Source organism: Roseburia sp. AF12-17LB, from assembly GCF_003479605.1.
Taxonomy (GTDB): domain Bacteria; phylum Bacillota; class Clostridia; order Lachnospirales; family Lachnospiraceae; genus Roseburia_C; species Roseburia_C amylophila.
In genome coordinates, this window is the sequence record NZ_QUHR01000005.1 from 26,744 (window position 1) to 41,324 (window position 14,581).

The following is a 14,581-nucleotide window of genomic DNA, read 5'->3' on the forward strand; positions in this document are numbered from 1 at the left end:
GAGGAAATACGATGAAAAAATATAAATTTACTATACTTTTACTGCTGACATTTGTGATTGCATTCCCGGTGATTACCGTAAAGCTTGTAACTGCGGAGCAGGAGAAGAAGGCAAGGCAGGAAGAACTGGCACAGGTGACAGACACAGAAAAAGAGCCGGCGGAAGCAGTTGCCGGAACGGAAGAAAACAGCACAGATAAAGCCGGTACAGGACAAGAAGATATTGATAGTACAGAAAATACAGAAGATAAAACAGGTACCAAGGATAATGAAACGGTGGCAGATACGGAGCAGGAGGGAACCTTTACAACAGAGGATATCAGCTATTTTTCCGATGCTTTATTTATTGGAGATTCCAGAACAGTAGGATTATCGGAGTATGCAGACCTTGGGGATGCGGATGTATTTGCAACGATTGGCTTAAGTTCCTTTAAGCTGTTTGAAACAGAGGTGGATATGCCGGGCTATGGAAAAGAAACTTTGGATGAAGTGTTAAGCCGGAAAAATTACGGAAAGATTTATCTGATGCTAGGTATCAATGAACTGGGATATCCACATGCAAGCATAGAAAAGCAATATCGTGAAGTGGTAGAGAAAATACGGGAAATGCAGCCGGATGCCATTTTATTCTTAGAGGCGAGTCTTCATGTTTCCAAGGCAAAATCCGATTCGGACAGCCTTTATAACAATGCCAATATTGACTGGCTCAATGACGTGGTGGAGTCCTTATGTGACCAGAAGCAGACCTATTATATTGATGTGAATGAAATCTTTGATGATGGGGCAGGAAACCTCGATGCCCAGTATACCAGTGATGATGCCCATCCTCTAGGAAAATATTATGCCCAGTGGGCAGAATGGATTCTGACGAAAGCTATTGTAAAGGAAAAATAAGACCAAAACTCTTAGGAAAACGCAGTGGAAAACCGATGTATTATTTATAAAAGTGTATACAACAGTGAAAGAAATATCCGATAACCGGATAAGCGTTGCAGAAAGGCAAGGGAAGCGTATATGAATGGAATCAATACCAGTTTTGGGACACAGAGCTTATATCAGAATGACGGGACACAGGGAAGTGCAAAGTCAGATGATAAGAAGCAGGATAATAAGAATGACAGCAATGTAATAAAAGGTGCCGGTCTTAATCTGAATCAGACAGATCTGATTGGACAGAAGATGGCAAATGCCCAGAAAGAAGCATTAAAGAAGATTATGGATACATTTTCCGGTGAGCACGCAGTGGATGAAGAGATGGACGAGCGGCGTGCCCACATTAAGGAAATTGACAGCGAGATAAAAGATTATCAGAGTGAAATCCGCGACTTACAGAATAAGGAAGCTGAATTAAAGGGACGTTACCAGGTAGCGGATGGCAGCCAGGAAGAGGCAGACCTTGACCTTTTAAAGAAAGCCAGTACAGCAGAAGGAAGAAGCATGCTTTCCAAAGAAGAATTAGAGCATGTCTCAGAATTACAGAAAGGCGGAATGACAGACTATCAGAAAGAGTCCATGGACTACTATAAAATGGAGTCAGAATACAGAAGCAAGATAAAAGACCTTGGAAAGGAAAGAGCCGAGGATAACGGATACCTCCGGGCAGTACATACGGAACGGTTAAAGCATCATGATATGATAGACAGCCAGAAGGAAGCGGAAGAAATATTAGACAATGCATCCGATGAAGCAACATTAGGACTGATTGGGGAAGCAGTAGACCACATCGATGAGACCATCAAAGAAAATGAGAAAGATACGGATAAGAAGGATGCAGACAAGAAAGAGGATAAGAAGACTGATACAAAATTAGACAAGGAGACCCAGAGCAGCCTTTTAAAGAGTGAAGCAGAGAAAAAGGTTGCGGAGCATAAACTTGCCGAGGACGATATCAAAGGACTTGTCTATGATGAGCAGTTATAAACAAAATGGACAATTTGTGCTGTCAGATATACAAATTGTCGAAAAAGTATAACTTGACCATACAAAAAAAATCTATTGTATATGTCAAAAAAACGCATTGTTTCTTATACTAATAAATGTTAAAATACATAGAAGAAAAAAGAGGGAGGAAGTTAGCATGGCTTCATTCGTTGAAAACACACAGCACAAAGTAGAAAGAAAAGCTTTTGAGATAATGACCAATAGCATCGTAGGTAAGTTGACTAAGACAGATGATATCGCGAAAAGACAGGAAACATTCCTTGAACTTATTGATAAGGCAGAGACTTTCTGGGGAAATGGCGCAGACAAGGCAACATTGGATAAGGTCAGAGAGTATGTAAAGAATCCGGAGAACAGATGGGTGAAGTTTGTAAACCGTGTTCTGGATGAGACAAATCCAAATTATGCTAAGAAATTCCTTCTGAATTTAGGATATGAAGCATTTTTCCGTGGAACAAAGACAATCAGGGCAAACCGTGAGAAGTACAACTGTAATATTCCATGGCTGATTCTTTTTGACCCGACAGACGCATGTAATATGCATTGTGTAGGATGCTGGTCCGGCACATATGGCCACAAGAATAACATGTCCTATGAGGATATGGATAAGATTGTTACACAGGGTAAGGAACTTGGAACTTATCTTTACTTTATGACAGGTGGAGAACCGACTGTTCGTAAGAATGATATTTTAAAACTTGCTGAGAAGCATAATGATTGTATGTTCGGTCTTTTCTCCAACTCTACTCTGATTGATGAGGAGTTGTGTAAGAAGATTGTAGAACTTGGAAATATTACATTCCTTCTTTCCATTGAGGGAACACCTGAGACAAATGACGGACGTCGTGGTGACGGACATTATGCAGCCGTTATGAAGGCAATGGATCTGTTGAAACAATATGGTATCATATTCGGAACTTCTATCTGCTATACCAGAGCCAATGTTGAGGCTGTTACCGATGAGAAATTCTTACGTTTCATTGCTGATAAGGGCGCACGTTTCGGTTTCTACTTCCATTATATGCCGGTAGGACAGAACGCAGCTCCGGAGCTGATGCCGACATTGGAACAGCGGGAAGAAATTATTAAGAAGATTCGCTGGGTTCGTACTGGAGACAATGATATCGGATTTTTCCCAATGGACTTCCAGAATGACGGAGAATTTGTTGGCGGATGTATTGCCGGTGGACGTAACTACTTCCATATTAATGCACAGGGAGACGCAGAACCGTGCGTATTTATCCATTTCTCGGATTCGAATATCCATGATAAGTCAATCCTTGAGATGCTGCAGAGCCCATTGTTTAAGGCATATCATGAAGGACAGCCATTTAACAGAAACCACCTGCGTCCATGTCCGATGCTTGAGAATCCAAAGCTCTTAAGAGAAATGGTAAACAAGACTGGTGCGAAGGGAACAAACGCTGAGGCAGAAGAGACTGTTGAGCATCTCTGCTCTAAGTGTGACCACTATGCAGAAGAGTGGGGACCGGTTGCAGACCGTATCTGGGCAGAACAGAAACATAAGAAAGCACCTTATGAGAACTATACGGAAGAAAAGAGAGAACATCCGGAACTTGCAGCATTTGAGCATGCGGATGGTTCCGATGGATTAAGAGATGAGGATCTTCAGTAATTAAATTAGATGATAAAATAGGACTAAATCAAGAGAAACCTTATACAACAAGGGTTTGAATGATTTAAGTCCTATTTTTTTGAAAGTCCGCGAGAGATAAGTAAAGCATCTTGAAGTCTTATACCTGATACAGTAAAATAGATACATCCGGCAACAGGGAGGTCTCAAATGAAACAGGAATCCATTACAATCATATGATGAAATAGCTTTCTCTTAAGATAACCGCAGCATAATATTTGAAATAAACTCCGTTTCCTCATTATAAAACCGGGTAGAACCATGATAACGTTCGGCAGTGGTTTGGATAGAAAGAAGTCCAATACCGCTGCCGCTTTCTGTTGTAGACAGAAACTGCCCGTTCATCTTTTTTACAATTCCATTGAAGCTGTTTACCATTGTGATATATATGGTGCCCGGACTGTTAAGGTCAGAACTGAGGTGGATATATCTATTTTCCACCGGAACCTGACAGCAGGCATGGATGGCATTTTCCAAAAGATTGCCGAAAAGCAGGCTTAAGTCTACATCAGAAATAGAAATCTTCTGGGGAACAATAACCTTAAAATCCATTTTGATATGACAGGATTCTGCAAGGGAAGCATAGTAACTGATAACTGCATTCACAGCCATGTTTTGGCAGAAAAGATACTGCATGGAATGTCTGCCGGTTTCCATCTGGTAATCAGACATATAATTTTTTAATTCTTCATATTGCCCGGATTGGGCCAGCTCCTGCATAACTGCAATGGTATGTTTGAAATCATGCCGCTCCTGACGGGACTGATCGAGATAATTCTGAAGCTTGACATACTGGCTTGCCTGGGCGCGGTACATAATCGAAGTGGTATCTGCTTTGATTTTCTGTGCAGTTGTAACGGCAATGAGATAAAGCAGAATCTGGAAGGTTATAAAAAAGATAAAAAGAACCACCTCGATAACCATGGCAATTACAAATACCCGGCCTACACGGATATTGTTGTAGTCCTTAGGCAGCATAAAGATATTACAAAAAGTAATAATGGCAGGAATAATCCATGTAAGCCACCAGAATAAAGGCTGATTTACATTTTCGAAAATCCATTTCAGCTTATCTTTTATGACGATAAATAAGAACATAATAAGAAAGCTGATGGCGTATTGTAAGAGCAGTCCCGGAACAGAGCTGTCATCTACATTGGAAGAAGGGACGGTATAAGCAATGATATAATCGTTGGCAATGCAGCCAAAGGAAAGGGCTGCGGTGGCACATAAAAATAAATACCAGAGCTTTAGATTACTCAGGCGGACCGTAATAAAATATACAATAAGGCATACGGACAGGAGTGGGAAAAAGAACAGATTTGCATCATAATTCCCGGTGGATTCAACGCAGCCTAAAATCAGACAAATTGCAGTCATAACCGGAATCAGAACAGAAAAGAGTTTCCGCAGGGGAATTGATATCCAGTCAGCAACCGGAACGATGCAGATAAAAATACCCGGGAAAATAACTCCGTAATGGGCTGCGGCAATCAGAACAGTAAAAGGATTCATGACAGACCTCCGTGTAAAAGTGACTTTGTGCGTTGGGTAAATTGCCAGGTAATATAAGTCTGCTGAAGGGTATTAGACTGCTTTTTGTTCATGGAAAAGGATGCTCCATCATTCATCATGCAGACTGCTCCGTCCATGGAAGAAACATAGTCCAGATTTACCATAACACCACGGTTAATGGTCAAAAAACGTTCATCCTCCGAAAGCGTGCGGGTAACATCCCGAAACAGCATACGGCAGCGGATTTCTTCGCTGGTATGAATAATAAGATAGTTTGAATCTGAAATAATATATTGAATGTCCGAATAAAGAATCGGAAGCTTCGTCTTGTTGGTATTTACGGTCAGAAATAAATGGGAATCCAAAACAGGACGGACAGCCAGAAGGTCATCTAATAACGGATGGATGGCAGCTTTGGTAATCGGTTTTTGCAGATAGTCGAAAGCGTGGACATGCAAAGCTTCCACATGATATTCCGAGCTGGAGGTCAGAAAGACAATCGGTGTCTTCGGCGAAATTTTTCGAAAAGAAACCGCAAGGTCAATCCCGTTTGCTTCCTTAAGATAAATATCGAATAGCACAAAATCATAGGAATTCGAGGCGGCGGACAACAAAAAAGCATCCCCTTCGGTAAAGGTATCACAGCAGACCGTTATGTTATGGCTGCCGCACCAGTCCCGGATGAGCAGCTCTGTCATATGTATTTCTTCTATATTGTCATCAACAATCGCAAACCGCAATAAGATAGCCTCCTTTCGATTTCCTGGCTTTTCAGGCATTATTATAGCATACCTGTCGAAAAAATACGAATCTTTCATCCCACTAAAGTGCTTTTCATCCCACCCCGATTGACAAGCCTTCAAAAAGAATGGTATAAAGGAAATTGGTATACAAATTCATTTTGAAAAATATTTCGTAAGAGAAAAATAAATTTGGGAGGTAACTTATGAAATTAAAAAAGAAAACATGTGGAATCTTGGCAGTGTTACTGCTGCTGATGACTGTATTTACCGGAATGCAGGAAGTAATACCGGTACATGCAGAGGGACTGAAGGTATCCATAAACGGAACGGAACTAGAGGATGGCAGATACTATGAATTCGGAGGAAGCAGAGGGAGTGGAACCATGAGTGAATGTGACCCGGCGGCTCTTCCGGGAGCATATATCTATTATAGTGCAGGTATAATGGAAGTAAAAGGAAGTGTAAAAATATATTCGAACGGAGGAAGTTCAACAGAAATCTTAAAGATTGAAAATGGAACCCTGACATTGAAAGGGGATGGTAACTTTTATTTGACAAATTATAATGATACAGAAACATTGGTTACAGGAACTGCAGATGCAGTACTTAAGGCGGATGAATATACCGGAGATATTCAAGTTTCTGGAAGGGGTGGAAATGCTCTTATAAAGGGACTTTCTCTGGTGGATTTAAAAACCGCCGGGGAGATAACTTTAGATGCAGACGATGTTACTGGTGATGTATTTATCTCTGCCGGTTCAGTTAAGCTTGAGGCGGATCAGTTGGACATCTATTTATCAGGTGGAGCGGTGAAGTATCTGATAGAGGCAACGGATGAGCAGAACGGAGAAATCAGCCTGAAAAAGACTGGTTCCCTGAATTCGTTTGATCTGGTAAATGGAAATAATATAAATGTAACAGAGGCATTTTTTAAAGCAACAGATACTTTCCTGTCATCCAATGGAAACAGTAATTCGAACAGTTCGAGTGGCAGGATAGTTCTTGTGGGTGAAACAATAGCAGAAGGCAATCTTGAATTAGAAACAGTAAAAGATGTAACAATCCGCGCAAAGAAGACTGCGGTAAAAGGAAATCTCGCTGTCAATGCAGAAAATGGATATGGTGTTGAGATAACCAGTGAAGGGGGAGCGGTATCAACCGGAAGTACAGAGATTACGGCACCTTCATTAGTTGTTATGCTGCAGGCAAATGGAGATGCTGCCATAATCGAAGGAAATGCAAAGATAAATGCAAATAGAATATCCATGCAGAGTGCGAACAATGCAGCAATTGCAGGGGATGCAGACCTTCAGGCACGAAATTACATTACACTTCTGGGAGCAGAAGGGCATTCTGTAATAGGGGGAAGCAACATTTTAATGAATGCAGCAGGCGGTGAGCTTTCCATATCCAGAACCGGAAGTGCTGCTACCGGTACTCCGCCACTTCTGGGAGGAACATTGCAGACGCAGAATGATATCGTAAAATATAGCGATGGCGGGGAAAACTGGGTACAGATAATGGCAACCGGCGAGACATATGATGTAGATAACTGTGAACATCCGATTTTAGCAGGATATTCCGGCAGATGTATGGTCTGTGGAGAATATGACATAGAATATGCAGAGCTGATTGGAACGGATGGAACGACTAAGAGAATGCTGAATGGAGACTTCGGTGGAACCGGAGCATATAATGATTTCAGATACCTGGAAGATGGAGATACCATCAAATTTGTGAAAGATATTTATGGAAATGGAAGAACCGCAGCAATCGGAGACAGTAAAGCCGTAACCCTTGACCTGAACGGACATACATTGATTCTGGATACGATTTCCTCAGGGAACAATCTTACCATTGCAAATGGTAATTATAAGGGAAAGATTACCAATGGCGGTGTCGGACTTACAAAGGAACTGACCTTTAAAAATGCAAAAGCAGCACTGACTGATTTACAGTGGATGACGAACAGTGGAGTAAAGCTTGAGGGAAGTGAAGTTACAGTATCCGGAAATGACGGTTCTGGACGGTGCTGGTTAGAGAAGCTTACAATGGATGAAGATTCAAAGCTGGTATTAAAGAATGTGAGTCAGGGCATTTCGAATTATGCCAACGTTGCTCTGGAAGAAAGTCTCGGAACAATCCGGGGATTCCTGCCAAAAGATTATTCTATTGCAAATAGGAAGAGAAATCCGGCAGATGTTGATTACAGAAATACCATTGTGGATGCAGATGGTCAGATTGCCCAGAATGTGGAGCTTCGTTATCGTAAGATGACAGATGCAGATTTATCAGCAACATTGAATCCAACGACCTATACTTATGATGGAACAGCAAAGGAACCGGAAGTACTTGTGGTATATGACGGACAGACACTGACAAAGGATACGGATTATACCGTTGCTTATTCGGATAACAAAAATGCAGGAAATGCAGAGGTAACAATAACAGGTATTGGAGTGTATCATGAAGCAGCACATCTGCAGTTTACGATAGGGAAGGCAGGTCAGGCGGCACCAACAGGACTGAAGGCTGTAAATACCAGTAAAACAGGTGCAAGTGATGGAGCCATTGAAAACCTGACTACTGCAATGGAATACAGCACAGATGAAATTCATTGGATCAAGGTTACAGATGGTACAAAGATAAGCCAGCTTGCAGCAGGTGACTATTTCGTACGGTATGCAGAGACAGGAAACTATCTGACTTCTGCATCTACAAAGGTGACAGTTGCCGTAAAGGAAGCCCCTTCCACTGGAAACGGTTCCAATCCAGGTGAAACCACAGGCAGTAATGGAACTACAGGCAGCACTGGAACGAACGGTTCCGGCACAGTAGCGGGAACTTCAAATAGAAGCAGCTCTGATGCAGCCGGTTCCAATACGGCAGCCCTGACGGGAACAACACAGAAGACTGCAACCATAAAAACTGGTGATGAAACACCGGTTGGAAGAATACTGCTTCTGATGTTTTCCGCAGCTGGATTGATGGTTGTGGCAGCTGCTGGCAGAAAGAAATATTGTTAATTGTTTAAGAAGGCACGCAGCGCATCCTTTTGTGCTTTATAATCACTGATTCCTAAATCATAAAGCTCCTGCATGATTTTCGGGTCAGTGGTAAAAGTGCCAATCTTAACCTGATGGGACGGTGCAAAGAGAAATGCCCGTCCTTCTTTTTGTAATTTTGCAGCAACTTCTACCGAGTGCCGGTAATTTAAGTGTCTGTTATCAATTGCAGTAATCGTATTTGGAAATTTCCGTAGCATCTTTTTGTAAAGAAAACGGTAACTCTCCGGCTGCTTGACATAGCCAAGTGGACGGCAGTAGATAATTACTACCTTGTCGCAGCCATCTGCAATGGCACGTTCAACCGGAATGGAATCTGCAACACCGCCATCATAGTAATAATTGCCGTGAAAAGAAATCGGTTTGCAGAAGCCCGGAAGGGCACAGGTTGCCATAATGCCGCGGTAGTCATCACGGCCTAAATCTTCTTTGGAAAAATATTCTGCCTTTCCGGTGGCAGCATTGGTTGCCGGAAAATGAAATTCACTTGGATTTGCTGCTAAGGCATCATAATCCAGCGGGTCGTTTCCTGTGGAATTGGTTAAGGTTCCGTAAATATATTGAAGTCCGAAGAGAGAACCGGTTTTAATCAGATTTTTGATACTGATGTAGCGGGGGTCTTTTACATGCTCTATATAGAAACGCAGATTACGACCACGTTGCCCGGCAAGGTAAGAAGCAGTATTTGCCGCACCGGCAGATACCCCCATACAATAATCAAATGTAACATTGTCGTCTAAGAAGGCATCCAGAATTCCAGCACTGTAAGCGCATTTCATACCGCCGCCTTCTACAATCAATCCAGACTTTTCCATGATATCACCTCTTGAGATATACTTCGTTAATTTTTTCACATATAGTTTAGCACATTGAAGAAGAAAGTCAAAATACACTTTTTATTGTATGTATATTCCGGAAAAATATATGAGTTTGCGGCATTCGGGCTGCTACCCATATGTCACTGCATTGTTAATATATGGGTAGCAGCACGAATGCCACAAATTGATATAATTTCCCCGGAATAATCCACACAGAATCTCCTTCCGGTCGTTGAAACCTTCCGCAAAAAACGTTATAATATGAGACAGTGATAAAAGGCGAAGAATAGAAACAGCGGAAGAGAGGAAACGGGAATGGCATTTGCCCATTTACATGTACATACAGAATACAGTCTGTTAGACGGTTCAAATAAAATAAAAGAATATGTGGAGAAAATCAAGGCACTTGGCATGACAGCAGGGGCGATTACCGACCATGGTGTTATGTATGGTGTCATTGATTTCTATAAGGCAGCCAGGGAGGCGGGAATTAACCCGGTTCTTGGCTGTGAAGTCTATGTGGCTCCCGGCTCGAGATTAGACCGCGAGATGGTACATGGAGAGGACAGATACTATCATCTTGTGCTTCTGGCAGAGAATAACACAGGCTATAGCAATCTGATGAAAATTGTATCCAAAGGCTTTGTGGAGGGATACTATTATAAGCCGCGTGTGGACATGGAAGTGTTAAAAAAATACCATGAGGGAATTATTGCCCTAAGTGCCTGTCTGGCAGGTGAAGTACAGCGTAATCTGGTACGTGGAATGTATGAAGAAGCAAAAGAAGTAGCTTACCGCTATGAACGCTGTTTTGGAAAAGGCAATTTCTTTTTAGAGCTGCAGGATCATGGAATTCCGGAGCAGAAGCTGGTAAACCAGCAGCTTCTTCGCATGAGTCAGGAGACCGGAATTGAGCTGGTGGCAACCAATGACGTGCATTACACCAATGCAGAGGATGCAGAGCCTCATGACATCCTGCTCTGCCTTCAGACCGGAAAAAAATTAGCGGACGAAGACAGAATGCGTTATGAAGGCGGACAGTATTATGTCAAATCCGAAGAGGAAATGAAATCACTTTTTCCATATGCACTGCAGGCACTGGAAAATACCCAGAAGATTGCAGACCGCTGTCATGTGGAAATTGAATTCGGACATACCAAGGTGCCGCATTTTGAGGTGCCGGAAGGCTATGATTCCTGGACTTATTTAAATAAATTGTGTCATGAAGGACTGGATAAGCGGTATGGAGCCGATGCACCAAAATATTTACAGAAATTAGATGACGAGCTTGCCGTTATTAAAAATATGGGATATGTGGACTATTTCCTGATTGTGTGGGACTTTATCCATTATGCGAGAGAGCATGATATTATGGTGGGACCGGGACGAGGCAGTGCCGCAGGAAGCCTTGTTTCTTACACCACCGGAATTACAGATATTGACCCGGTTCGTTACAATCTGATTTTTGAGCGTTTCTTAAATCCGGAACGTGTATCTATGCCCGATATTGATGTGGATTTCTGCTTTGAACGAAGACAGGAAGTTATTGATTATGTGGTAGAAAAATATGGCAAGGACTGTGTGACACAGATTGTAACCTTTGGTACGCTGGCAGCCCGTGGAGTAATCCGTGATGTGGGGCGTGTCATGGATTTGCCTTATAATTTTGTAGATACGATTGCCAAGGCAATTCCAAATGAACTGGGAATTACCATTGATAAGGCACTGATGATGAACCCGGAGCTCCGGGGCATGTATGAATCCGACGAGTCGGTAAAGAAACTTATCGATATGTCAAGAAGATTAGAAGGTCTGCCGAGGCATACGTCCATGCATGCAGCAGGCGTGGTAATCAGCCAGAAACCAATGGATGAATATGTTCCGTTGTCAAGAGCATCCGATGGCACCATAACCACACAGTTTACCATGACTACCATTGAAGAATTAGGACTTCTGAAAATGGATTTCTTAGGACTCCGGACACTGACTGTAATCCAGAATGCAGTCCGTCTTGCAGAAAAGAGCAGCGGTAAAAAAATTGATATGAATGCCATTGATTATAACGATAAGAAAGTGCTAGACTCTCTTGGAACCGGCAAAACCGATGGTGTCTTCCAGTTGGAAAGTGCCGGAATGAAGAACTTCATGAAGGAGTTAAAGCCACAGAGCTTAGAGGATGTTATCGCAGGCATTTCTCTTTACCGTCCGGGTCCAATGGACTTTATTCCGGCTTATATCAAGGGAAAAGACCACCCGGAAAGCATTACCTATGACTGCCCGGAATTGGAGCCGATTCTGGCACCGACCTATGGCTGTATCGTATATCAGGAACAGGTTATGCAGATTGTACGTGACCTCGCCGGTTATACATGGGGCAGATCTGACCTGGTGCGCCGTGCCATGTCTAAGAAAAAAGGCAAGGTAATGGAGCAGGAGCGGAAGAACTTTGTCTATGGTAATCCGGAAGAAAATGTTCCGGGCTGTATTGCAAGAGGAATCGATGAGAAAGTGGCAAACAAGATTTATGATAACATGATTGACTTTGCCAAATACGCATTTAATAAATCCCATGCGGCAGCTTATGCAGTGGTTGCATATCAGACCGCATATTTGAAATACTATTATCCGGTAGAGTTTATGGCAGCGTTAATGACATCAGTCTTAGACAATACTTCCAAAGTCTCAGAATATATCTACACCTGCCGCCAGATGGGAATCGCAATTCTGCCGCCGGATATCAATGAAGGCGAGGGTGGTTTCTCCGTATCCGGTCAGGCAATCCGCTATGGACTTTCTGCCATTAAGAGTATCGGAAGACCGGTGATTGATGCCATTGTGGAGGAGCGTAAAATCCGTGGGCCGTTTACCACGTTAAAGGATTTTATTACAAGACTTTCCGGAAGAGAAGTGAATAAACGGACCATAGAAAACTTTATCAAAGCGGGAGCCTTAGACGGACTGGAAGGAAACCGCCGTCAGAAGATGATGATATACGGTTCTCTTTTGGATGCACTGAATCAGGAAAAGAAGACCACAATGGCTGGTCAGATGACACTTTTTGATATTGCACCGGAAGAGGACAAGGCAGAGTACGAAATCAAGCTTCCGGATGTAGAAGAGTATGACAAAGAAGTGCTTCTTGGCTTTGAAAAGGAAGTTCTGGGCATATATATCAGCGGACATCCGCTGGAAGAATATATGGAGCGTTTAAAGAAGAATACCAATGCCGTTACCACAGACTTTATACTGGATGAAGAGACCGGAACCCTTAAGGTATCGGATGGCGCAAAGGTGTGTATCGGTGGAATGATTACCGATAAAGTCATCAAGTATACCAAGAATAATAAGGCAATGGCATTTATTACGTTAGAAGATCTGGTGGGAACAGTGGAAATCATCATTTTCCCGAAGGATTATGAGCGTTATGCAAAATATCTTGAAAATGATGCCAAAGTATTTGTGGAAGGCCGTGTAACTGCAGAAGAAGACCGCAACGGCAAGCTTATTTGTGAGAAAATCATTTCCTTTGATGAAGTGAAACGGGAGCTGTGGCTGCAGTTTCCAAGTAAGAGCGATTTCGAAGAAAAAGAAGGTGCTCTTTATGGAAAAATGATGGATGCCGATGGCTCAGAGCATGTCGTTATTTATCTTGCAGCAGAAAAACAGATGAAGCGTCTGCCGGAAAACAGAAATGTTGCAATTACAAAAGAGCTTTTAGAAGATCTTGGGAATTTCTTAGGTAAAGATAATGTAAAAGTTGTAGAAAAGTCGTTGTAGCCATTGCAAAACCACAGTTTAAGGATTAGAATAAAAATGATTGGATAAAGAACAAAGAGAAGTGTTTACATATAGGAGGTAACAGGGAATGTCAAAAGAAATTCAGACAATTGGTGTTTTAACCAGTGGCGGGGATGCTCCGGGCATGAACGCTGCTATCCGTGCGGTAGTAAGGGAAGCTATTGCAAAGGGAAAGAAAGTAAAAGGAATTAAGAGAGGTTATGCAGGTCTTTTGCAGGAAGAGATTATTGATATGGAAGCAAAAGATGTAGCAGACATTATCCAGAGAGGTGGAACAATTTTACAGACTGCACGTTGTCAGGAATTCGTAACACCGGAAGGACAGCAGAAGGGTGCTGAAATCTGCAGAAAACATGGCATTGATGGAATTATCGTAATCGGTGGAGACGGTTCCTTTAAGGGCGCACAGAAGCTGGCAGCACTTGGAATCAACACCATCGGATTACCGGGAACCATTGACCTTGATATTTCCTGTACCGATTATACCATCGGTTTTGATACCGCAGTAAATACTGCCATGGAAGCCATTGATAAGGTACGTGATACCTCAACCTCCCATGAGCGCTGCTCCATCATTGAAGTAATGGGCAGAGGCGCAGGCTACATTGCACTGTGGTGTGGTATTGCCAATGGAGCAGAGGATATCCTGCTTCCGGAGAAATATGATTATGACGAGCAGAAGCTTGTAAATAATATTATAGAGAACAGAAAACGTGGAAAGCAGCATCATATTATTGTAAATGCAGAAGGTATCGGTCATTCCGCAAGCATGGCAAAGAGAATTGAAGCAGCAACCGGAGTTGAAACCAGAGCGACCATCTTAGGACATATGCAGCGTGGTGGAAGCCCGACCTGTAAAGACCGTGTTTATGCATCTACCATGGGATGCATTGCCGTAGATTTGCTGTGCGAAGGCAAATCCAACCGTCTTGTAGCATATAAAAATGGTGAATTCGTAGATTATGATATTGACGAGGCACTGGCAATGACCAAATCCATTCCGGAATATCAGTATGAAATCTGTAGAAATCTTTCCAGATAGGATGTT

At 42.4% G+C, this 14,581-nt stretch carries 9 protein-coding genes; 6 read left to right on the forward strand and 3 right to left on the reverse strand.

The window, feature by feature from the left end:
• Nucleotides 1-11 precede the first annotated feature (11 nt).
• The 3 genes from DWV68_RS07620 to DWV68_RS07630 all read left to right on the forward strand — a co-directional run bounded on the left by DWV68_RS07620 (nucleotide 12) and on the right by DWV68_RS07630 (nucleotide 3,576).
• Entirely contained in the window at nucleotides 12-893 is an 882-nt protein-coding gene (locus DWV68_RS07620) for a GDSL-type esterase/lipase family protein (protein WP_117947551.1), read from the forward strand.
• Between the two features lie 120 nt (nucleotides 894-1,013).
• The gene (locus DWV68_RS07625; RefSeq protein WP_117697975.1) at nucleotides 1,014-1,919 is read left to right on the forward strand and encodes a hypothetical protein; all 906 of its coding nucleotides are present in this window, start codon (nucleotides 1,014-1,016) and stop codon (nucleotides 1,917-1,919) included.
• A 157-nt stretch (nucleotides 1,920-2,076) separates the two neighbouring features.
• Nucleotides 2,077-3,576, forward strand: a complete 1,500-nt coding sequence (locus tag DWV68_RS07630) for a radical SAM protein (protein ID WP_022242699.1) — start codon at nucleotides 2,077-2,079, stop codon at nucleotides 3,574-3,576.
• Between the two features lie 213 nt (nucleotides 3,577-3,789).
• On the opposite strand, the gene DWV68_RS07635 is transcribed toward DWV68_RS07630, so the two are convergent.
• Both DWV68_RS07635 and DWV68_RS07640 read right to left on the reverse strand, forming a co-directional pair.
• Nucleotides 3,790-5,109 carry an ATP-binding protein gene (locus DWV68_RS07635; RefSeq protein WP_118057290.1) on the reverse strand — a complete coding sequence of 440 codons (1,320 nt, stop codon included), beginning with the start codon at nucleotides 5,107-5,109 and terminating at the stop codon, nucleotides 3,790-3,792.
• Complete coding sequence (locus DWV68_RS07640) at nucleotides 5,106-5,849, reverse strand: LytR/AlgR family response regulator transcription factor (RefSeq protein WP_158561836.1); 744 nt, start codon at nucleotides 5,847-5,849, stop codon at nucleotides 5,106-5,108. Before DWV68_RS07640 ends, DWV68_RS07635 begins: the two co-directional genes overlap by 4 nt.
• 206 nt (nucleotides 5,850-6,055) lie before the next feature.
• On the opposite strand from DWV68_RS07640, the gene DWV68_RS07645 reads away from it, so the two are divergent.
• Complete coding sequence (locus tag DWV68_RS07645; RefSeq protein WP_118665395.1) at nucleotides 6,056-8,878, forward strand: hypothetical protein; 2,823 nt, start codon at nucleotides 6,056-6,058, stop codon at nucleotides 8,876-8,878.
• Here the strand turns inward: DWV68_RS07645 and DWV68_RS07650 are convergent.
• The gene (locus DWV68_RS07650; RefSeq protein ID WP_022242317.1) at nucleotides 8,875-9,732 is read right to left on the reverse strand and encodes a patatin-like phospholipase family protein; all 858 of its coding nucleotides are present in this window, start codon (nucleotides 9,730-9,732) and stop codon (nucleotides 8,875-8,877) included. The two genes, DWV68_RS07645 and DWV68_RS07650, sit on opposite strands and share 4 nt — an antisense overlap.
• A gap of 318 nt (nucleotides 9,733-10,050) precedes the next feature.
• On the opposite strand from DWV68_RS07650, the gene DWV68_RS07655 reads away from it, so the two are divergent.
• The gene (locus DWV68_RS07655) at nucleotides 10,051-13,512 is read left to right on the forward strand and encodes a DNA polymerase III subunit alpha (RefSeq protein WP_118057293.1); all 3,462 of its coding nucleotides are present in this window, start codon (nucleotides 10,051-10,053) and stop codon (nucleotides 13,510-13,512) included.
• An 88-nt stretch (nucleotides 13,513-13,600) separates the two neighbouring features.
• Entirely contained in the window at nucleotides 13,601-14,575 is a 975-nt protein-coding gene (pfkA, locus tag DWV68_RS07660) for a 6-phosphofructokinase (RefSeq protein ID WP_117841732.1), read from the forward strand.
• Nucleotides 14,576-14,581 lie beyond the last annotated feature (6 nt).